Genomic DNA, 20,212 nt, shown 5'->3' on the forward strand with positions numbered 1-20,212 from the left:
CATCTCGACGCTGGTCTCGCCCGGCTCGTCGCCCGTGACGCGGGGTGCCGACGGATCCAGTTCGTAGGCGCGCCACGCGACCTCCACCTCGGTGTCGGGATGCTCGACCCGGAAGGAGTCCAACGCCGCCTCCAGGTGCCGTTTGCCGATCCAGCAGAACGGACAGATGACGTCGGACCAGATGTCGATGCGCATACCCGGGTGCAACGCCCCGGCGAGGTCCGGGATTCCGAGGAGGCCCGGGTAGCATGGACCGGCCCGGTCCCACGTTCGGACCGCGGTGTCAGCCCGGGCGGCCCGTCGCCGCCCGACGTCCACTGCCGAGGAGATCGTCCCCCGTGTCCGAGAACCGCATGCCTCAAGCCGATGTCGACGCGACGGGTGCGGCCACCGTGACCACCGTCATCCCGGCCGGTGAGCCGGCGGGCAAGATCCTCGCCGAGCGCGAGCTCCAGTCGCGCAGCGGGCCGGAGACCATCGTCGTGGTGCGCGACCCGGAGGGCACCCTTCGGGATCTGTCGTGGGCGCCGGAGGCGGACACCGAGGTCGAGCTCGTCCGCGCCGACACCGAGGACGGCCGGTCGGTGATCCGACACTCGTGTGCGCACGTGCTCGCCCAGGCCGTGCAGGACAAGTTCCCCGAGGCCAAGCTCGGCATCGGGCCGCCGATCGAGAACGGCTTCTACTACGACTTCGACGTCGCCGAGCCCTTCACCCCCGAGGACCTCAAGGACCTCGAGAAGCGGATGAAGAAGATCATCAAGGCCGGTCAGCGCTTCTCGCGCCGCGAGTACGCCTCGCTCGACGAGGCCCGGGCCGAGCTGGCCGGCGAGCCGTACAAGCTCGAGCTCATCGAGGACAAGGGTCGAGCGGACGCCGGCGACGAGAGCGGCGCCGAGGCGCTCGAGGACTCCGAGATCATGGAGGTGGGCGCGGGCGCACTCACCGCGTACGACAACCTCAACCCCCGGACCGGTGAGGTCATCTGGTCCGACCTGTGCCGCGGGCCCCACACCCCGACCACCAAGTTCATCCCCGCGTTCACGCTCACCCGCTCATCGGCCGCCTACTGGCGGGGCGACCAGAGCAACGCCGGCCTCCAGCGCATCTACGGCACCGCGTGGGAGAGCACCGAGGCCATGGACGCCTACCTCGACCGACTGGCCGAGGCGGAGAAGCGCGACCACCGGCGGCTCGGCACCGAGCTCGACCTGTTCAGCTTCCCCGACGAGATCGGTTCCGGTTTCCCGGTGTTCCACCCGCGCGGCGGAATCATCCGCAACGAGATGGAGCAGCACTCCCTCAGGCGCCACCTGGCCGCCGGCTATTCGCTGGTCAACACCCCACACGTGACCAAGGGGGATCTGTTCCGCAAGTCGCAGCACCTGAGCTGGTACTCGGAGGGTATGTTCCCCCCGATGGTGCTCGACGCCGAACACGACGCGGACGGCAACGAGACCAAGCCGGGGCAGGACTACTACGTCAAGCCCATGAACTGCCCGATGCACAACCTCGTATTCGACTCCCGCGGTCGCTCGTACCGTGAGCTGCCACTGCGGATGTTCGAGTTCGGCACCGTCTACCGGTACGAGAAGTCGGGCGTGATCCACGGGCTCACCCGCGCCCGCGGCTTCACCCAGGACGATGCGCACATCTACTGCACCGAGGAGCAGATGGAGGGCGAGATCGCCTCCGTGCTCTCGTTCATCATCTCCCTCCTGCGTGACTACGGTCTCGACGACTTCTATCTGGAACTGTCCACCAAGGACCCGGAGAAGTACGTCGGCGGCGACGAACTGTGGGAGCGGGCCACCGAGACCCTGCGCCGCGTGGCGACGAATTCCGGGCTCGAACTCGTGCCGGACCCGGGCGGGGCCGCCTTCTACGGTCCCAAGATCTCCGTGCAGGCACGTGACGCGATCGGCCGCACCTGGCAGATGTCGACCGTGCAGCTCGACTTCAACCTGCCCGAGCTGTTCGATCTGACCTACAACGCCGCCGACGGGACCAAGAAGCGCCCCGTCATGATCCACCGCGCGCTCTTCGGCTCGATCGAGCGGTTCTTCGCCGTGCTCCTCGAGCACTACGCAGGCCTGTTCCCCGCGTGGCTCGCGCCCGTGCAGGTGGTGGGCATCCCCGTCGCGGAGGCGCACGAGAAGCACCTCGAGGACGTGATCGACGAACTGCGCGGCAGGGGCATCCGAGCCGAGCTCGACACGTCCGACGAGCGGATGCAGAAGAAGATCCGCAACCACACCACCGGCAAGGTCCCGTTCATGCTGCTGGCCGGCGACCGCGACGTGGAGGCCGGCGCCGTGAGCTTCCGGTTCCCCGACGGCACCCAGCTCAACGGTGTCTCGCGCAACGCCGCCATGGACAAGATCGCCTACTGGATCAACTCGCGCCGCAACGACGTGCCCACCGCGGAGCGCGTGTGACGTCCGGGGACTCGGTGCCGACCGAGGAATACCGCCAGTTCGGCGTGGGCGAGGACCGTCTCCAGCTGCTGTGGGCGCCCTACCGGATGTCCTACATCGCGGAGACCCGCCCGGAACCCGCCGAGGGGATGACGGGGGAGCCGTTCCTCGACATCCCCCGGATGAGCGACGAGGACGGGCTGGTGGTCGCCCGGGGCGACCATGTCTACGTCGTACTCAACCTCTTCCCGTACAACCCGGGTCACGCCATGGTGGTGCCGTACCGCAAGGTGGCGAACCTGGAGGACCTGGACGACGACGAGTCCCGTGAGCTGATGTCCTATACGCAGCACCTGATCCGGGTCGTCAAGGCGGTCTCGGCACCCGATTCGTTCAACGTCGGGCTTAACCTCGGCGGCGCGGCCGGCGGGTCGCTGTCCGACCATCTGCACCAACACGTCGTCCCACGCTGGATCGGGGACGCCAACTTCATTACGGTGACCAGCGGCACCAAGGTACTGCCGCAGCTCCTCCGTCAGACACGGCAGCTGCTCGCCGAGGCGTGGTCCACCACGGGGTCCCCGGCTACCGTGCCCGGGTCGACCACACCTTCTAGGTAAGCGGGGGGACGAATGCTCAGCGAGTACGGAAGGTCGGGGGTCACCCGGGTGACGCACCCGTTCGCGACGCTCCTCGTCCGGGCGGGCGTCACGGCCAACGGCATCACCCTGACGGGGCTCGTGCTGACCAGCGCCGCGGCCGTCGCCCTGTTCGGCAACGGACTGCTCGTCGCGGGCGCGATCGTCATCGCGTTGTGCACCCTGCTCGACCTGGTCGACGGCGCCGTCGCGCGTGCCGGCGGCGGCGGATCGCCCTACGGCGCCCTGGTCGACGCGGTGTCCGACCGGGTCGCGGACGGCGTGATCCTGTCCTCCCTGCTGTGGTGGCTCGTCCACGCCGAGCCCGACAACCGCTACGCCCTCGTCATGCTCCTGGCCTGCCTGGTGCTGTCACAGGTGGTGTCCTACTCCAAGGCCCGCGCGGACGCCGGCGGCCTGCGTACCCCCGGCGGGCTCATGGAGCGCGCGGACCGGCTGGTGCTCATCCTGCTCGGCGCCGGGCTCGAGGGACTGGGTGTCCCGTGGGCCCTCGAGGTCGGGCTCACCGCCGTCGCGGTGGGCAGCCTCGTCACGGTCGTCCAGCGGGTGTGGGGCGGGCGCACCGACTACCTCCGGCGCGTGGCCCACGAGGACGTCGCCACCGCACCGGCCACGGGGCCGGGAGACCGATGAGCGACGTGCCCGAGCGCCTGTCCGACCTGGGCTACGCGGCCGGGTGGGCCGTGGTCCGGGCCCTCCCCGAAGGCCTGGCGCGGGCGCTCTTCCGCACGGGCGCCGACATCGCCGCCCGTCGGCAGGGCCCCGATTCCCAGCTGCGCAGGAATCTCGCCCGGGTCCTCGGCGTCGCCCCGGCGGAGGTCCCCGACGAGCTCATCCGCGACTCCTTCCGGTCCTACGCCCGGTACTGGCGGGAGGCGTTCCGCCTGCCGTCCATGGACCGCGAGGCCGTCGCCCGCGAGATGGACCGCACCATCGACGGGATCGAGCACCTGGACGCGGCTCTCGCGCAGGGGCGTGGCGTCGTGGTGGCGCTACCCCACTCGGCCAACTGGGACCTCGGTGGCACCTGGCTCGCGCGGCGGTACGGCGGGTTCGCCACGGTCGCGGAACGCCTCAAGCCGGAGTCGCTCTACCAGCGCTTCCTGGACTATCGCGAGAGTCTGGGGTTCACCATCTACCCACATACGGGCGGACCCACCCCACCGCTCGACGCGCTGCGGGACTACCTCGCCGGAGGCGGCATCGTCGCTCTGCCGGGGGAGCGGGACCTGCGCCGGACCGGTGTGCCCGTGACGTTCTTCGGCGAGACCACCCGCATGCCCGCCGGGGCCGCCAGGCTCGCGGTGGAGACCGGCGCACCGTTCCTCGTGGCCCAGTTCTGGTACGACGGCCCCGACACGATGCGCGTGCGGGTCACCCCGCCGATAGACGTCTCCGGGGGAGTCGAGCCCGCCGTCCAGGCGATGGCCGATCTGTTCGCCGAGGGCATCGCCCGCCACCCCGCGGACTGGCACATGCTGCAGCCCCTGTGGCTCGACGACCTGTCGGCCGAGCGGCGAGAGCGGATCGAGGGCTGATCCGGCCGTGCGTATCGGCATGATCTGCCCCTACTCCTTCGACGCCCCCGGCGGAGTACAGGCCCACGTCGTGGACCTCACGGAGGAGCTCCGCCGTCGCGGGCACACCGTCCGCGTCCTCGCGCCGGGCAGCCCCGGCAGTGCCCCGGTCTCCGGTATGACGCTGACCGGGCCGGGCGTCCCGATCCCGTACAACGGGTCCGTCGCCCGGCTCAGCTTCGGGCCCGCGACCTGGCGAGCGACCCGGCACTGGCTCCGCGAACAGCCCCTCGACGTGCTGCACATCCACGAACCCAACGCCCCCGGGGTCGGCATGTTCGCTCTCGCGATGTGTTCGGGCCCCATCACGGCGACCTTCCACACCTCCACCACCGGGTCGATGATCCTCGACGCCGCGGACGGCGTCCTGGCGCCGCTGCTCGAGAAGATCCGTGGCCGCATCGCCGTGTCGAGCCTGGCCCGCCGCTGGCAGATGGAGGCCCTGGGCTCCGACGCCGTGGAGATCCCCAACGGTGTCGACGTGGGCGCCTTCAGCGACGTCGACACCTCAGGGGAGCCGACCGACGCCCCGACCGTGACGTTCCTCGGCCGTTACGACGAGCCCCGGAAGGGGATGGGGGTCCTCGCCGCCGCGCTGCCGGCCGTCCTGCGCGAGGTGCCGGACCTGCGCCTGCGGATCATGGGCGACGGCGACGAGCACGCCCTGCGGGCACGGCTGCCCGCCGGTCTGGACGTGGAGTTCCTCGGCCGCGTCGACGACGCCCGCAAGGCCGCCGTCCTGGCCGCCGCCGACGTCTACTGCGCCCCCAACACCGGCGGCGAGAGCTTCGGCATCGTCCTCGTGGAGGCCATGGCCGCCGGCACCGCGGTCGTCGCCTCGGACCTCGACGCGTTCCGCCGGGTCCTGCGCGACGGGGAGTGCGGAGAACTCGCGGCGGTCGGGGACGCCGACGCCCTCGCCGGCGCCCTCAAGGCTGTCCTGACCGACCCCGCCCGCCGGGCCGAGCTGTGCACCAGTGGCAGCGAGGCCGTCCGGGAGTACGACTGGCCCGTCGTGGCGGACCGGGTGATCCGCGTGTACGAGACGATCCGCGCGCCGGGGGAGACGCTCCGTGTCCGTTGAGCTGATCGTCCTCGTCGTCGTCGTCGTTCTCGTCGCGGCCCTGGCCGCTGCCCTGCTCGGCGCCTACCTCACCGCCCACCGGCTGGACCGGCTGCACATCCGCACCGACCTCGCCCGCGCCGCGCTGGCCGGCGCCCTGGAGCGGCGCCACGCGGTCGCCGCCGCGGTCGCGCGTGACCTCGCCGACCGCGACCCACCGGGGGCCTACCGCCTGTTCCACGCGCTGGCCCGCGCCCGAGCGCATCCCCCGGACGCCGTCGCCGGGCCCGACCCGGCGCCCCAGCCGCCGCCGCGCCGGAGGACCGACCGGGCCGACGACGACGAGCCCGGCGAGAACGCAGAACTGGCCGAGAACACGCTCGGCATGATGCTGGCCGCGCTCGACGTGGAGGCACTGCCCGTCGACCTCGCCAGCGAACTCGAGGACGCCACCGACCGCGTCTCCATGGCCCGCCGCTTCTACAACGACGCCGTGCGGGACACCCGAGGTCTGCGCGAGCAGACCGCCGTCCGCGCCCTCCGACTGGCCGGCCGGGCCCCCATGCCCGACTACGTCGAGCTCGTCGACGCCCCGCCCCCGCGCGCCTGACCCACCCGGGCGGGACGGCGGTTGGGGAACGGAGGTGAGGGCGACCTACACTGGTAGGCCTGAACACGTCGTCTGAGCCAGGAAAGGCCAATTTCGTGAGCGAGCCGCAGTCGAGCGAGAACACCACCGGAACAGCCCGCGTCAAGCGGGGCATGGCCGAGATGCTCAAGGGCGGCGTCATCATGGACGTCGTCACCGCCGAGCAGGCGAAGATCGCCGAGGACGCCGGTGCCGTGGCCGTCATGGCCCTCGAGCGTGTTCCCGCCGACATCCGCGCCCAGGGCGGCGTCGCTCGCATGAGCGACCCCGACCTGATCGACGGCATCATCGAGGCCGTCTCGATCCCGGTGATGGCCAAGGCCCGCATCGGCCACTTCGTCGAGGCCCAGATCCTGCAGGCACTCGGCGTGGACTACGTCGACGAGTCCGAGGTCCTCACCCCGGCCGACTACACCAACCACATCGACAAGTTCGCCTTCACCGTGCCGTTCGTCTGTGGCGCGACCAACCTCGGCGAGGCGCTGCGCCGCATCACCGAGGGCGCGGCCATGATCCGCTCCAAGGGTGAGGCCGGCACCGGCGACGTCTCCAACGCCACCACCCACATGCGGTCGATCCGCCAGCAGATCCGCAAGCTCCAGAGCCTGCCGGAGGACGAGCTGTACGTGGCGGCCAAGGAGCTGCAGGCCCCGTACGAACTCGTCAAGGAGGTCGCGGAGAAGGGCAAGCTCCCCGTGGTGCTGTTCACCGCCGGCGGCATCGCCACCCCCGCCGACGCCGCGATGATGATGCAGCTCGGCGCCGAGGGCGTCTTCGTCGGTTCCGGCATCTTCAAGTCCGGCAACCCGTCCGAGCGGGCCAAGGCGATCGTCAAGGCCACCACCTTCCACGACGACCCGGAGATGCTCGCGAACATCTCCCGCGGCCTCGGCGAGGCCATGGTCGGCATCAACGTCGACGACATCTCGGAGCCCCACCGGCTCGCCGAGCGGGGCTGGTGACCCGCCGGTGGCGAAGATCGAGGACATCCTCGACCTCGAGCGGATCGACCGCGACCTCTACCGGGGCCCCGCGATCCGCACCCATCTCCAGCGCACCTTCGGCGGACAGGTGGCCGGTCAGACCCTGACCGCCGCCGTCCGGACCGTGGACTCCGACAAGCACGTCCACTCCCTGCACGGGTACTTCATCCGCCCGGGGATCCCGGACGTGCCCACCGTCTATCAGATCGACCGACTGCGGGACGGGCGGAGCTTCGCCACCCGACGGGTCACCGCCATCCAGGAGGGCGAGCCGATCTTCACGATGTCGGCCTCGTTCCACCTGCGCGACCAGGATGGGATCGAGCACCAGGACCAGATGCCCCGCGTCGTCGACCCCGAGGAGATCCCCGTGCCCTCCGTCGACGACCTGGATGAGGTCCACCGCGTATTCGTCGACGAGTGGGCCCAGTGGGACATCCGGTTCGTCCCGCGTGACGGGATGCCGACCAGTTCCGCGCTGGCCGCGCAGCAGCGGGTGTGGTTCCGGTGCGTCGACACCCTCCCGGACGACGCGAACTTCCACGTGTGCACGCTGGCGTACATGTCCGACATGACCCTCCTGGGGTCGGCCAAGATCCCGCACCCGGACGAGCCGACCCAGGACGCCTCGCTCGACCACGCCATGTGGTTCATGCGTCCGTTCCGGGCCGACGACTGGCTGCTCTACGACCAGACGTCCCCGTCCGCCTCCGGGGGGCGTGCCCTGACCCAGGGGCGGATCTTCGACCGATCGGGCCGACTCGTGGCCGCCGTGACCCAGGAGGGACTGTCCCGGCGACTCAATCCCGGGGCGCAGTCGTTCCCCGTGGACACCTCCGGCTCCACGTCCGTGTCGTGACCGGACCCGCACCGACGATCGGTGTCCTCGCCCTGCAGGGTGATGTCGCCGAGCACCTGTCCCACCTCGAGGCCGTCGGCGCGCGGGCCGTCCCCGTGCGCCGACGGTCCGAACTGGACGCGGTGGACGGCCTGGTCCTACCCGGTGGCGAGTCCACCGCCATGAGCCGGTTGATGGACGTCCACGAGATGTATGAGCCCGTGGCCGAGCGGATCTCCGACGGCATGCCCGTCTACGGGTCGTGCGCCGGCATGATCCTGCTCGCCTCGGATGTCCTGGACACCCGGGCCGACGCGACCTGGTTCTCCGCGATCGACATGACGGTCCGCCGCAACGCCTTCGGACGGCAGGTCGACTCGTTCGAGGCCGACCTCGTCGTCGACGCCCTCGGCGCCGACCCGGTACGCACGGTGTTCATCCGCGCGCCGTGGGTCGAATCGGTCGGCTCCGACGTGCAGGTCCTCGCCGAGGTCCGCGCCTCCGACGGCCGAGACCACGTGGTCGCGGTGCGTCAGGGCAACGCCCTGGCCACGTCGTTCCACCCGGAGGTCACCGACGACGTGCGCGTCCATCGGTACTTCCTCGACATGGTGTGGCAGACGACCTCGTAGACTGGGCGTTCAGCGGGCCTCGAGCGCAGCCCCGCGCCGGGCCGCCGGACGGCGGGACCCGGTCCCCAGACCCCCGGAGGGCGGAACATCAATGGCAGGCCATTCCAAGTGGGCCACCACCAAGCACAAGAAGGCGGCGATCGACGCCAAGCGCGGCAAGCTCTTCGCCAAGCTCGTCAAGAACATCGAGGTGGCCGCCCGCACGGGCGGCGGTGACCCCGCCGGAAACCCCACTCTCTACGACGCCATCCAGAAGGCGAAGAAGAACTCCGTCCCGGCCGACAACGTCGAGCGCGCCCGCAAGCGCGGCGCCGGCGAGGAGGCGGGCGGCGCCGAGTGGGAGACCATCATGTACGAGGGCTACGGCCCGAACGGCGTGGCCATGCTCATCGAGTGCCTGACCGACAACCGCAACCGGGCCGCCGGCGAGGTGCGCACGGCGATGACCCGCAACGGCGGCAACCTGGCCGACCCCGGCTCCGTCGCGTACCTGTTCGCCCGCAAGGGGGAGATCGTCCTGGACAAGGGCGAGCTGACCGAGGACGACGTCCTCATGGCCGTTCTCGATGCCGGAGCCGAAGAGGTCAACGACCTCGGCGAGCAATTCGAGGTGGTCTGCGAGCCCACCGACCTGGTCGCGGTGCGCACCGCCCTGCAGGAGGCCGGGATCGACTACGAGTCCGCCGAGTCGGGGTTCCGCGCCTCGGTCGAGGTGACCGTCGACGCCGACGGTGCCGCAAAGGTCTTCAAGCTGATCGACGCGCTCGAGGACTCCGACGACGTACAGAACATCTACTCGAACATGGACGTCCCCGAGGACGTGCTGGCGAGCCTCGACGCCTGACGGCCGACCCCGCTGGTAGGGTCTCGAACGTAGGTTCTACCACCGGTCGAGGAGAGGTCGCAGATGCGCGTCATGGGTGTGGACCCGGGGCTGACCCGGTGCGGGCTCGCCCTCATCGTGACCGCCCCGGGTCGCGCGGTCACGGCGCTCGACGTGGACGTGGTGCGCACGACCTCCGACGAGCCGCTCGAGCGGCGCCTGCGGGCCGTGCACTCCGTGGCCGACGAGTGGATGGAGATCCACCGCCCGGACGTGGTGGCCATCGAGCGCGTGTTCGCGCAGAACCAGGTCTCGACCGCCATGGGTACGGCTCAGGCGGCGGGTGTCGTCGCGCTGGCGGCGGCCTACCGGGAGATCCCCGTGGCGTTCCACACCCCGTCGGAGGTCAAGGCGGCGATCACCGGTAGCGGGCGCGCGGACAAGAAGCAGATGACCCTCATGATCACTCGCATCCTGGGTCTGCAGAAGCCGCCGAGCCCGGCCGACGCCGCGGACGCGCTCGCCCTGGCCGTGTGCCACAGTTGGCGCGCGCCCATGCAGGGTCGGGTGGCCTCGCTCAATGCCCACGTCGCCCGCTCGCGGGCCGGCTTCGAGGCGAAGGTCGCGGCCGCCAGGGAAGCGGCGGCATCGGACGGGACCGGGCGGCGCGACCCGGCCGCCGACCAGGAACGCGCCCGGGCGGCCGCCCGGGGCATGGCGCGGACGAAAGGAGTGCGCTGGTGATCGCCTCGATCCGGGGGACGGTGGCCGAGATCGGCCTGGACCGCTGCGTCGTGGAGACCGGAGGCGTCGGTGTCCTCGTACACGCGACCCCGGCCGCGCTCGCGGGACTACGGCGCGGCGCGGAGGGCATGCTCCACACCGAACTCGTGGTCCGCGAGGACTCGCTCACCCTCTACGGTTTCGACTCCGTCGACGCGCGGCAACTGTTCCTCACCGTGCAGACCGTCTCCGGCGTCGGACCTCGGCTCGCGCTGGCGATCGTCGCCACACTCGAACCCGAGGCCCTCATCCGCGCACTCGGGACCGGGGACGTCAAGGCGCTGACCCGGGTACCGGGCGTCGGCAAGCGCACTGCCGAGCGGATGGTCCTCGAGCTCAAAGACAAGGTCGGCCCGGTGCCGGACGGTGACGCGGCGACCGCCGTGGGCGGGACCGGGCGCGCGCCGGCCGCCACCGAGGTGGCCGACGCCCTGGAGGGCCTGGGCTTCTCCGCCGCGGAGGCCGAGAAGACCGCCACCGCCGTACTGGACTCACAGCCCGACCTCGACCCCGCGCAGGCGCTGCGCCTGGCCCTCAAGTCACTCGGTAAGCGCTGATGACCGGTCAGAACGGCATGACGGGAGGCGGCGCGGACGCCGGGGACGGCCACGAGGCGGAGCTCTCGGCCTCGCTCACCCCGTTCGACACCGACGTCGAGGGCGCGTTGCGGCCACGCAGCCTCGGGGAGTTCATCGGGCAGGAGACCGTCCGCGAGCAACTCGATCTGGTCCTCACCGCCGCCACCCGCCGCGGAGTAGTACCCGATCACCTGCTCTTCTCCGGACCGCCGGGGCTGGGCAAGACGAGTCTGGCCATGATCGTGGCCGCCGAGCTCGGCGGTTCGCTGCGCATCACGTCCGGCCCGGCCCTCGAGCGCCCCGGGGATCTCGCCGCGATGCTCTCCAACCTCATCGAGGGCGACGTACTGTTCATCGACGAGATCCACCGCATCGCCCGGCCGGCCGAGGAGATGCTGTACCTCGCCATGGAGGACTTCCGGATCGACATCATGGTGGGCAAGGGGCCCGGGGCCACGTCGATCCCGCTGGAGATCGCCCCGTTCACCCTTGTCGGAGCAACCACGCGCTCCGGCGCGCTCACCGGTCCACTGCGCGACCGATTCGGGTTCACCGCGCACATGAACTTCTACACCGACTCCGACCTCGCCCGGATCGTCACCCGCGCGGCCGAGATCCTCGCCATCCCCGTCGACCCCGATGCCGCCCTGGAGATCGCCGGTCGCTCACGCGGAACACCCCGGATCGCCAACCGACTGCTGCGGCGGGTCCGCGACTTCGCCGAGGTACGAGCGGACGGCCGCATCACCGTGCCCGTCGCGCGCGCGGCCCTGGAGGTCTACGAGGTCGACGAACTGGGGCTCGACCGTCTGGACCGCGCCGTGCTGCGCGCGCTGCTCGTCCAGCACGAGGGCGGGCCGGTGGGCCTGAGCACGCTGGCCGTGGCGGTGGGGGAGGAGTCGACCACCCTGGAGGAGGTCTGCGAGCCCTTCCTCGTCCGCGCGGGCCTGCTCGCCCGGACCCCCCGGGGACGCATCGCGACCGCCGCGGCGTGGGACCACCTCGGGCTCACCCGCCCCGACAAGACGCCCTCCGAGCCGATGCTCCCGGTCGAGGTCGACCGGGGCCCCGGCGCGCGCGGCTGACCCCCGGGCTGGCATCCTCGGACGGGACCGTCCGTAGCCCGGACCCGACCCACCGGACCCGGAACCCGCGGGTCCACATCAGGAGGACCCCCATGGGACTGGAACTGCTGCTGCCGTTGATGATCATCGTGCTGCTCGTGCTGATGTTCATGCAGAGCTCGAAGCAGCGCAAGGCGATGAAGGAACTGCGGAAGATGCAGGAGTCCCTCGCCGCGGGGGACCACGTGCTCACCACCTCCGGCCTGCACGCCACCATCGTCGGCGTAGACACGGACACCCTCGAGCTGGAGATCGCGCCCGGGATCCGCACCCGCTGGGACCGGCGCGTCATCCGGGAGAAGTTCGACACCTCCGCCGCGCCGGAAACCGGATCGGGGACCGACGCGTCGGGTTCCCGGTAGTCGACTACCGGCGAGTAGTGTAGTGGGGCCGCCCAGCCGGAGGCCTCAGACGAAGACCGAGAGAGATCACCTGTGTCGCCAGTACGTTCTCGAGGCGCCGACGCCCGCCCCAGACCCTGGGCGCTGCTGTCCAGCTTCTTCCTGGTGCTGTTCATCCTCTTCCTCGCCGCGTTTGCCGTCGCGGACAGGGGGCTGACCCCGAAACTGGGGATCGACCTCCAGGGCGGAACCCGTGTCACGCTCATCCCCAAGGGCGATCCCGACGAGGCCGACCTGCGGCTCGCTCAGGACATCATCCGGGAGCGCGTCGACGGCCTCGGCGTCGCAGGGACCACCGTCGTCATCGAGGGCAGCAACATCGTCCTCACCGTCCCCGGCGAGGACTCCAGCCAGGCGCGCGACCTCGGCACGACGTCCCAGCTGACCATCAGGCCGGTGCTCGAGGTGCAACCCGTCGCGGAGGGGGACCGTGAGCCGGTGCCCGCCGACAAGGGCGATCGCGAGGCCGTGGCCGCCGCCGTCGAGGAGGCGCGCGCGGAACGTCAGGGCGAGCCCGCCGAGCTCATCCAGAAGCTACCCACCTTCCGGTGCCCCGAGCGGGACGTGCTCGCGGGCTTCGACGACCCGGCGCAGGCTCTCATCGCCTGCGGGGAGGGAGCCAAGTACGTCCTCGGTCCGGTGCCGCTGCTCGTCGGTGAGCCCGAGGACGGGCAGCGACTCGACGGTCAGCAGATCGTCAAGGACTCCGTGAGCCACGGTTTCAACCAGCAGGCCGGCAAGAACGAGGTCTCGTTCCGTTTCAACGCCGGTCCCGGCGAACAGGGCAGCGCCACCTGGTCGCGCCTGACGCAGGAGAACCTCCAGCGTCAGATCGCGATCCTCCTCGACGGCGAGGTGATCAGCGCCCCCGTCGTGCAGGGCGTCACGCCGGTCGGGTCCGCGACCTCCATCACCGGTGACTTCACGATCGACGAGGCGGCCTCACTCGCCGCAAACCTGCGCTACGGCGCGCTGCCCATCTCCTTCGAGGACCCCAACGTCGACAACGTCCCGGCCTCCCTCGGGCTCGCCTCCCTCGAGGCGGGACTACTCGCCGGCGCGATCGGCTTCCTGCTGGTGCTGGCCTACTCCGCGTTCTTCTACCGCCTGCTCGGCGTCCTCGCGTTCGTCTCGCTGCTGCTGTCCTTCCTGCTCACCTATGTCGTCCTGGTCTTCCTCGGCTACACGGTCGACTACAGCCTCGACCTGGCCGGGATCGCCGGCCTGGTGATCGGCATCGGTATGACGGCCGACTCCTACGTCGTGTTCTTCGAGCGGATCAAGGACGAGTTGCGCGACGGGCACCGGTTCAGATCCGCCGTGCCCCGGGCCTGGAAGAGCGCCGGCCGCACCATCGTCACCGGCAACATGGTCAGCCTCATCGGCGCCGTCGTGCTCTACCTGCTCGCCAGCGGAGAGGTACGCGGCTTCGCCTTCACTCTCGGCCTCACGACCGTCATGGACGTGTTCGTGGCCTTCACCGTGACCTGGCCGCTCGTCTACCTGGCCTCGACCCGGCCCCTGTTCGCCAAGCCGTCGGCCAACGGGATGGGCCGGATGGAGAACCTCCAGGCGGCCGCCGCCGAGCAGCGCCGGCTCGACCGACAGGCCGAGAAGGAGACCGAGGAGACCGCGGATCGCGGGGTCACGGCGACCATCCGCGGCCCGGGCGGCGACACGCTCACCGAACCCCGGACCGACCGACCCGCCACCGACGAGGAGGAGGGCCGATGAGCACTCCCACCAGCACCGCGACCGAGAGCGGCGCCCCGGCCGGCGCGCCGACCGGCAGTCTGTTCACCCGGCTCTACACCGGTACCGGCGCGTTCGGCATCGTCGCGAACCGACGCAAGTTCTACGTGCTGACCGTGGTCATCGTCGCCATCTGCCTCGCCAGCATCATCTTCCGCGGCTTCAGCTTCGGCATCGACTTCACCGGCGGTACCAAGCTCTCCATGCCCGCGGGCAATCACGACCAGGACCGCGTAGCCGCGGTCGTCGAGGAGGCCATCGGCGAGGAGCCCCAGACGGTCCAGGTCGTCGGCGCGGGGGCCGCGCGGATCGTCGAGGTCGAGACCCGGTTCCTCACCAGTGACGAGATCCGCGCCGCCAAGAACGCGATGTTCGAGGAGTTCCAGCCCGTCACCTCGGACGGGGTCGCCTCGGTCGAGGCGATCGGCGACTCCGCCCGCAGCGAGAGCTGGGGTGGTCAGGTCACCAAGAACGCGCTGATCGCCCTCGGCGTGTTCCTCGTGATCGTCTTCGGCTACATCGCCTTCCGCTTCGAATGGCAGATGGCAACGGCCGCGATCGTCGCGCTGCTGTTCGACGTGGTGACCACCGCCGGGGTCTACTCGATCATCGGCTTCGAGGTCACTCCCGCCACGGTCATCGGCCTGCTGACGATCCTCGGTTTCTCTCTGTACGACACGGTGATCGTGTTCGACAAGGTCGAGGAGAACACGCGGGGCATCAGACACACCGCCACACGGACCTACGCCGAGGAGGCCAACCTCGGCGTCAACCAGACTCTCATGCGGTCCATCCACACCACCATCATCGGTGTCCTGCCGCTGCTGGCGCTGGTCGTGATCGCCGTGTGGATCCTCGGCGTGGGTACGCTGCTGGATCTCGCCCTGGTCCAGATGGTCGGCATCGTCACCGGCACCTTCTCCTCCGTCTTCCTCGCGACGCCACTGCTGGTGTCGTTGAAGAACCGTGACCCCGACATCCGACGCCAGACCGCCAAGGTCCTGGCCCGACGCGAGAAGGCCGAGGCCATCGCATGACCGACTCATCCGTCACCCACGTCTCACCGACCATCAGCTCCTCCGTCGAGCGTCTGATGCGCCGCGTCGAGGACTTCCCGTCCGCGGGCGTCCAGTTCTGCGACCTCACGCCCGTGCTCGCCGACCCCGACGGCTTCGACGCCGTCGTCCGCGGGCTCATCGCCGGTCACGAGATCGGCACCGTCGACTACGTCGCCGGCCTCGACGCGCGCGGCTTCCTGCTCGCCGGAGCCGTCGCCGTGCGCCTCCACACCGGCGTCCTGGCCGTCCGGAAAGCGGGCAAGCTACCGCCGCCCGTGCACTCGCGCTCCTACGAGCTCGAGTACGGCGCCGCCACGCTCGAACTGCCCGCAGACGGGCTCGACCTGCGCGGCAAGCGGGTCCTCGTCGTCGACGACGTCCTCGCCACCGGTGGCACCCTCACCGCGGCGGTCGGCCTGCTGGAGGACTGTGGCGCCGTCGTCGCCGGACTGTCCGTCGTTCTCGAGATCCCCGGCCTCGGCGGCCGGGATAGACTGGCCGGCACACCGCTGACCTGCCTCACGGTCGCGTGACCCCCGGCCGCTCCTGACGGCCCGACACTGCAGGGAGGAGCCGGAGATGACGCAGCACCAGAACCCCGCCGGCAACCCCGACGGGGGCGGCCCCACGGGTAAGAAGGCCACGCCGCAGCCCACCACCCAGCCGCTGCCGGTGATCCCCGGCTCCCGGCCGTCCGCCGGACGCCGGGTCCGGGCGCGGTGGGCGCGTCGACTCACCTCCGGTCTCACGGTCACCTCCACCCCCGCGGTCCTCGAACCGCTCGTCCGCGTCCACCGCATCCACCACGCCAAGGCGGATGTGGGGCTCCTGGCGCGCGCCTACACTCTCGCCGAGCGCCAGCACGAGGGCGTGTACCGCAAGTCCGGCGACCCCTACATCACCCACCCGCTGGCGGTGGCCACCATCTGCGCGGAGATGGGCATGGACACCACCACGCTCGTCGCCGCCCTCCTGCACGACACGGTCGAGGACACCGACTACTCGCTCGAACAGCTCGAGGCGGACTACGGGGGAGAGGTCGCCCACCTGGTGGACGGCGTCACCAAGCTGGACAAGGTCGACTTCGGCGAGGCCGCCGAGGCAGAGACCATCCGCAAGATGATCATCGCCATGGCGCACGATCCCCGCGTCCTGGTCATCAAGGTGGCCGACCGCCTGCACAACATGCGGACCATGCGCTTCCTGCCACCGGAGAAGCAGGTCAAGAAGGCCCGCGAGACCCTCGAGGTGATCGCCCCGCTCGCGCACCGGCTCGGAATGGCCACCGTGAAGTGGGAACTCGAGGACCTGGCCTTCGCGATCCTCGAACCGAAGAAGTACCAAGAGATCGTCCGGCTGGTGGCCGACCGCGCACCCAGCCGTGACGTCTACCTCAACACCGTGATCAACCGGGTCAAGGCCGACCTGGAGAAGGCCAACATCCAGGCCCGCGTCGAGGGACGGCCGAAGCACTACTGGTCGATCTATCAGAAGATGATCGTCCGCGGTCGCGAGTTCGACGAGATCCACGACCTCGTCGGCATCCGCGTCCTGTGCGACGACGTGCGGGACTGTTACGCGGCGATCGGTGTCGTCCACTCAACCTGGAAACCCATGCCGGGCCGGTTCAAGGACTACATCGCCCAGCCACGCTTCGGCGTCTACCGCTCCCTGCACACGACCGTGATCGGGCCGGACGGGAAACCTCTGGAGATCCAGATCCGCACGCACGAGATGCACCGCAACGCCGAGTACGGCATCGCCGCGCACTGGCGGTACAAGGAGACCCGCGGCAAACACAACGGCGACCCCGCCGAGGTCGACGAGATGGCGTGGATGCGCCAGCTCCTGAGCTGGCAGCGCGAGGCCGCCGACCCGGGGGAGTTCCTCGATTCCCTCCGTTTCGAGATGACCAGCAAGGAGATCTTCGTCTTCACCCCCAAGGGCGACGTGATCAACCTGCCGGTCGGCGCGACCCCCGTGGACTTCGCCTACGCCGTCCACACCGAGGTCGGCCACCGCTGCATCGGCGCCCGGGTCAACGGCAAGCTCGTCGCCCTCGAGCGCCCGCTCGAGAACGGCGAGGTGGTGGAGGTCTTCACCTCCAAGGACCCCAACGCGGGACCGAGCCTGGACTGGCAGAAGTTCGTGGTCTCCGGCCGCGCCAAGAGCTCGATCCGGCAGTGGTTCGCCAAGGAGCGCCGCGAGGAGGCTCTCGAGCGCGGGAAGGACCTCATCACCCGCGAGGTCCGTCGCGGTGGCGTCCCCGTCCACCGGGTGTTCTCCAACGAGTCGATCGCCGGCGTCGCCCGCGAACTCGGCTTCACCGATGTCACCGCCCTGTACACGGCGATCGGCGAGAACCACGTCTCCGCCAAGACGGTGGTCGGGCGTCTCGTCGCGGCCCACGGCGGCGTCGACGAGGTCACCGAGGAGCTCGCGGACCGGTCGCGGGACAAGACCATCACCCCGCACCGCCCCACGCCCGCGGGCGCCGGCGTCCTCGTCGGAGGCGTGGAGGACGTCCACGCCAAGCTCGCCCGCTGCTGCACACCGGTGCCCGGCGACGAGGTCCTGGGCTTCATCACCCGCGGCGGCACGGTGAGCGTCCACCGGACGGACTGCACCAACGCCACGGACCTCCATCGCGAACCCGAGCGGTTGGTCAAGGTCGAGTGGACGCCACAGCCGGGGTCGCTGTTCCTCGTGGCCATCCAGGTCGAGGCGCTGGACCGGCACCGGCTCCTGTCCGACGTCACCAAGGTGCTGGCTGACGAAAAGGTCAACATCCTGTCCGCGTCGGTGCAGACCGCAGGTGACGACCGGGTCGCGATCTCCCGGTTCACATTCGAGATGGCCGACCCCAAGCATCTGGGCCACGTCCTCAACGCGGTCCGTCGGGTCGAGGGCGTCTTCGACGCCTACCGGATGACGTCCAACTCCTAGGCCCGGCGAGCGCCGGAGCCGCACGAACGACTTCGCCCCGGCCGGATGGCCGGGGCGGTGTCGTCCAGGTCGCGATCCGGGCGGGCCCGGGCCGGGTCACTCCTCGGGCAGACCCTCCTGCGCGTCGACCGTGACCTTCTCGATCTGGACCGGACGCTTGGGCGCCTGGTAGTCCTCGCTCATCGGATCGTTGCTCTTGATCCCGCCCTCGGCGATCCGGTCCAGGACCTCGAGCCCCGACTCACCGATGGTGCCCATGACCGAGTACTCGGGCGGGAGCATGGAGTCCTCGTAGACGAGGAAGAACTGGCTGCCCGCACTGTTCGGCGCCTGGGACTTGGCCATGGCGACCGTGCCGCGCGGGTAGACCGACATCCCGGAGCCGTCCTCCGCCACGGGGAGATCGGTGGGCGGCTCGTCGACGATGGAGTAGCCGGGACCCGAGAGGCCGGTGCCGGTCGGATCCCCGCACTGCAGCACGGAGAGCTCGGCGCCCTCCTCACCGATGGTCAGGCGGTGGCACTCGGTGTCGTCGAAGTAGGACTGCTCGGCCAGATGGACGAAGCTCTCGACGTTGCAGGGGGCCCCGGCCCGGTCCAGCTCGAGCGGGATGTCCCCGGCGTTGGTCGCGATGGTGATCTGTGCGGTACCCCGGCGGGGCTGGTCGCCGCTCGGCGGCTCCACCTCGCGCCTGGTCTCCTCGATCTCGTCGATCTGCTCGTTGAAGCGCTCGGCCTCTTCGACCACCTCGGGGCCCTGGTCCTCGAACTGCGCGGGATCGACCTTCTCCATGGGGGTCTCCGCCGGGTACTCGCAGGTGACCCAGTTGGCCGCGTACTCCTCGGCGCGCGCCTGCTCGGTCTTGTTCCAGACCACGACCCCGACGATCCCCAGCAGGACCACCACGACGACAGCGGCGCCGGCGATCTTGAGCTGCTTCTCGCGGCGAGCCTGGGCCTCCATCTGCTCGCGCAGGCGCTGGCGCGCCTCGGCTCGGCGTTCCTGGTTGGTGGACACTGACCCTCCTGGGGACCTGGACTAGGCTGGAACGGTCGGCCGGATCGACTCGCCGGGTCTCCTCACGGAGGCCCCGGGGACGGTCCGGCCCAGGGTCCTTGTCTACCAGGTCGGGCAACGTCGATCGCACACCACTCCGGTGTCGGACCGCGTTGACCCGACGCCGCGCGCCAGGCGCCGTGGATTGTCGAAGAAAGGGAGTACGGGACGTGCAGATCGTCGGTTTCCCCGCCGGGATGTTCCAGACCAACTGCTACATCGTGTCCGACGACGCGGGGGACTGCGTGATCGTGGACCCGGGCCAGGACGCCGAGGAGCAGGTGCGCCGCCAGGTCTCGGAGGCGGGCCTGCGGCCGCGTGCGGTGCTGCTCACCCACGGTCACCTCGACCACATCTGGAACGCCCGGCAGGTCGCGGACCACTACCGCGTCCCCGCCTACATCCACCCCGACGACCGCCCGATGCTGTCTGATCCCGGCAAGGGCCTGTCGCTCGACCTGTCGGCCATGCTCAAGGACATGACGTTCACCGAGCCCGCCGAGGTCGTCGAGGTTTTCGACGGCGACACCCTGCGGTTCGGGTCGATGACCTTCGACGTGGACCACGCCCCCGGCCACAGCCCCGGTTCGGTGTCCTTCCGGATCACCGTGCAGACCGAAGAGGGACCGCGGATGGTGGTCCTCGGTGGCGACGTACTGTTCCAGGACGGGGTCGGCCGTACCGACCTGCCGGCGGGGGACACCGAGGTGCTCATGCAGTCGATCGCCAAGAAGTTCCTCGTCCTGGATGACGACGCGGTGGTCCTGCCCGGACACGGCCCGTCCACCACGATCGGTCGCGAGCGCCGGTCCAACCCCTTCCTGCGCGACCTCTAGACCGACCGGCGCCCCCGCCCCCTATCTGACCCGAGGA

General features: G+C 70.4%; 21 protein-coding genes. 19 read left to right on the forward strand and 2 right to left on the reverse strand.

Annotation, left to right across the window (positions count from 1 at the left end; translation table 11 throughout):
* The coding region (locus DPA01S_RS16970) for a DsbA family protein (protein WP_198150717.1) at positions 1-318 on the reverse strand (318 nt) is incomplete at its 3' end.
* A 35-nt stretch (positions 319-353) separates the two neighbouring features.
* On the opposite strand from DPA01S_RS16970, the gene thrS reads away from it, so the two are divergent.
* The 18 genes from thrS to DPA01S_RS06740 all read left to right on the forward strand — a co-directional run bounded on the left by thrS (position 354) and on the right by DPA01S_RS06740 (position 18,283).
* The gene (thrS, locus tag DPA01S_RS06655; RefSeq protein ID WP_043566477.1) at positions 354-2,438 is read left to right on the forward strand and encodes a threonine--tRNA ligase; all 2,085 of its coding nucleotides are present in this window, start codon (positions 354-356) and stop codon (positions 2,436-2,438) included.
* Complete coding sequence (locus DPA01S_RS06660; protein ID WP_007627695.1) at positions 2,435-3,037, forward strand: ATP adenylyltransferase; 603 nt, start codon at positions 2,435-2,437, stop codon at positions 3,035-3,037. The genes thrS and DPA01S_RS06660 overlap by 4 nt, the downstream gene beginning before the upstream one ends.
* Before the next feature lie 12 nt (positions 3,038-3,049).
* Positions 3,050-3,709 carry a phosphatidylinositol phosphate synthase gene (gene pgsA, locus DPA01S_RS06665; RefSeq protein WP_050797115.1) on the forward strand — a complete coding sequence of 220 codons (660 nt, stop codon included), beginning with the start codon at positions 3,050-3,052 and terminating at the stop codon, positions 3,707-3,709.
* Positions 3,706-4,614 carry a phosphatidylinositol mannoside acyltransferase gene (locus tag DPA01S_RS06670; protein ID WP_007627698.1) on the forward strand — a complete coding sequence of 303 codons (909 nt, stop codon included), beginning with the start codon at positions 3,706-3,708 and terminating at the stop codon, positions 4,612-4,614. The genes pgsA and DPA01S_RS06670 overlap by 4 nt, the downstream gene beginning before the upstream one ends.
* A gap of 7 nt (positions 4,615-4,621) precedes the next feature.
* Positions 4,622-5,737, forward strand: a complete 1,116-nt coding sequence (locus DPA01S_RS06675; RefSeq protein WP_061228690.1) for a glycosyltransferase family 4 protein — start codon at positions 4,622-4,624, stop codon at positions 5,735-5,737.
* Positions 5,727-6,326, forward strand: coding sequence for a LemA family protein (locus tag DPA01S_RS06680; protein ID WP_061228689.1), 600 nt, complete (start codon positions 5,727-5,729; stop codon positions 6,324-6,326). The genes DPA01S_RS06675 and DPA01S_RS06680 overlap by 11 nt, the downstream gene beginning before the upstream one ends.
* Before the next feature lie 95 nt (positions 6,327-6,421).
* Positions 6,422-7,327: a pyridoxal 5'-phosphate synthase lyase subunit PdxS gene (gene pdxS, locus DPA01S_RS06685; protein WP_061228688.1), complete on the forward strand. Its 906-nt coding sequence runs from the start codon at positions 6,422-6,424 to the stop codon at positions 7,325-7,327.
* A 7-nt stretch (positions 7,328-7,334) separates the two neighbouring features.
* Positions 7,335-8,207, forward strand: coding sequence for an acyl-CoA thioesterase (locus tag DPA01S_RS06690; protein WP_061228687.1), 873 nt, complete (start codon positions 7,335-7,337; stop codon positions 8,205-8,207).
* Positions 8,204-8,818, forward strand: coding sequence for a pyridoxal 5'-phosphate synthase glutaminase subunit PdxT (gene pdxT, locus DPA01S_RS06695; protein ID WP_061914753.1), 615 nt, complete (start codon positions 8,204-8,206; stop codon positions 8,816-8,818). Before DPA01S_RS06690 ends, pdxT begins: the two co-directional genes overlap by 4 nt.
* A 91-nt stretch (positions 8,819-8,909) precedes the next feature.
* Complete coding sequence (locus DPA01S_RS06700) at positions 8,910-9,662, forward strand: YebC/PmpR family DNA-binding transcriptional regulator (protein WP_061228685.1); 753 nt, start codon at positions 8,910-8,912, stop codon at positions 9,660-9,662.
* A 63-nt stretch (positions 9,663-9,725) separates the two neighbouring features.
* On the forward strand, positions 9,726-10,385 hold the full coding sequence (locus DPA01S_RS06705; protein ID WP_061228684.1) for a crossover junction endodeoxyribonuclease RuvC: 660 nt from the start codon (positions 9,726-9,728) through the stop codon (positions 10,383-10,385).
* Positions 10,382-10,981: a Holliday junction branch migration protein RuvA gene (gene ruvA / locus DPA01S_RS06710; RefSeq protein ID WP_061228683.1), complete on the forward strand. Its 600-nt coding sequence runs from the start codon at positions 10,382-10,384 to the stop codon at positions 10,979-10,981. Before DPA01S_RS06705 ends, ruvA begins: the two co-directional genes overlap by 4 nt.
* A complete protein-coding gene (gene ruvB, locus DPA01S_RS06715) occupies positions 10,981-12,087 on the forward strand; it encodes a Holliday junction branch migration DNA helicase RuvB (protein ID WP_371412125.1) in 1,107 nt (368 codons plus the stop codon). Before ruvA ends, ruvB begins: the two co-directional genes overlap by 1 nt.
* Positions 12,088-12,179: 92 nt before the next feature.
* The gene (gene yajC / locus DPA01S_RS06720; RefSeq protein ID WP_061228682.1) at positions 12,180-12,488 is read left to right on the forward strand and encodes a preprotein translocase subunit YajC; all 309 of its coding nucleotides are present in this window, start codon (positions 12,180-12,182) and stop codon (positions 12,486-12,488) included.
* Positions 12,489-12,632: 144 nt separating this feature from the next.
* On the forward strand, positions 12,633-14,261 hold the full coding sequence (secD, locus tag DPA01S_RS06725; RefSeq protein WP_061228681.1) for a protein translocase subunit SecD: 1,629 nt from the start codon (positions 12,633-12,635) through the stop codon (positions 14,259-14,261).
* A complete protein-coding gene (secF, locus tag DPA01S_RS06730) occupies positions 14,258-15,316 on the forward strand; it encodes a protein translocase subunit SecF (protein ID WP_061228680.1) in 1,059 nt (352 codons plus the stop codon). Before secD ends, secF begins: the two co-directional genes overlap by 4 nt.
* The gene (locus DPA01S_RS06735) at positions 15,313-15,870 is read left to right on the forward strand and encodes an adenine phosphoribosyltransferase (protein ID WP_007626297.1); all 558 of its coding nucleotides are present in this window, start codon (positions 15,313-15,315) and stop codon (positions 15,868-15,870) included. The genes secF and DPA01S_RS06735 overlap by 4 nt, the downstream gene beginning before the upstream one ends.
* A 46-nt stretch (positions 15,871-15,916) precedes the next feature.
* A complete protein-coding gene (locus tag DPA01S_RS06740) occupies positions 15,917-18,283 on the forward strand; it encodes a RelA/SpoT family protein (protein ID WP_061228679.1) in 2,367 nt (788 codons plus the stop codon).
* Positions 18,284-18,379: 96 nt separating this feature from the next.
* Here the strand turns inward: DPA01S_RS06740 and DPA01S_RS06745 are convergent, their stop codons facing one another.
* Entirely contained in the window at positions 18,380-19,300 is a 921-nt protein-coding gene (locus DPA01S_RS06745) for a peptidylprolyl isomerase (RefSeq protein WP_061228678.1), read from the reverse strand.
* A gap of 209 nt (positions 19,301-19,509) precedes the next feature.
* On the opposite strand from DPA01S_RS06745, the gene DPA01S_RS06750 reads away from it, so the two are divergent.
* Positions 19,510-20,175 (forward strand): MBL fold metallo-hydrolase, encoded by a 666-nt coding sequence (locus DPA01S_RS06750; protein ID WP_061228677.1) that lies wholly within the window; start codon positions 19,510-19,512, stop codon positions 20,173-20,175.
* Positions 20,176-20,212: the final 37 nt, after the last annotated feature.

It is taken from the genome of Dietzia papillomatosis NBRC 105045 (assembly GCF_001570845.1).
GTDB lineage: Bacteria > Actinomycetota > Actinomycetes > Mycobacteriales > Mycobacteriaceae > Dietzia > Dietzia cinnamea.

What these genes read in the sequence shown, in the direction of transcription:
- thrS (WP_043566477.1), top strand. Translation starts at nt 354, where the DNA reads ATGCCTCAAGCCGATGTCGACGCGACGGGTGCGGCCACCGTGACCACC.
- pgsA (WP_050797115.1), top strand. Translation starts at nt 3,050, where the DNA reads ATGCTCAGCGAGTACGGAAGGTCGGGGGTCACCCGGGTGACGCACCCG.
- DPA01S_RS06670 (WP_007627698.1), top strand. Translation starts at nt 3,706, where the DNA reads ATGAGCGACGTGCCCGAGCGCCTGTCCGACCTGGGCTACGCGGCCGGG.
- DPA01S_RS06700 (WP_061228685.1), top strand. Translation starts at nt 8,910, where the DNA reads ATGGCAGGCCATTCCAAGTGGGCCACCACCAAGCACAAGAAGGCGGCG.
- DPA01S_RS06705 (WP_061228684.1), top strand. Translation starts at nt 9,726, where the DNA reads ATGCGCGTCATGGGTGTGGACCCGGGGCTGACCCGGTGCGGGCTCGCC.
- ruvB (WP_371412125.1), top strand. Translation starts at nt 10,981, where the DNA reads ATGACCGGTCAGAACGGCATGACGGGAGGCGGCGCGGACGCCGGGGAC.
- yajC (WP_061228682.1), top strand. Translation starts at nt 12,180, where the DNA reads ATGGGACTGGAACTGCTGCTGCCGTTGATGATCATCGTGCTGCTCGTG.
- secF (WP_061228680.1), top strand. Translation starts at nt 14,258, where the DNA reads ATGAGCACTCCCACCAGCACCGCGACCGAGAGCGGCGCCCCGGCCGGC.
- DPA01S_RS06735 (WP_007626297.1), top strand. Translation starts at nt 15,313, where the DNA reads ATGACCGACTCATCCGTCACCCACGTCTCACCGACCATCAGCTCCTCC.
- DPA01S_RS06740 (WP_061228679.1), top strand. Translation starts at nt 15,917, where the DNA reads ATGACGCAGCACCAGAACCCCGCCGGCAACCCCGACGGGGGCGGCCCC.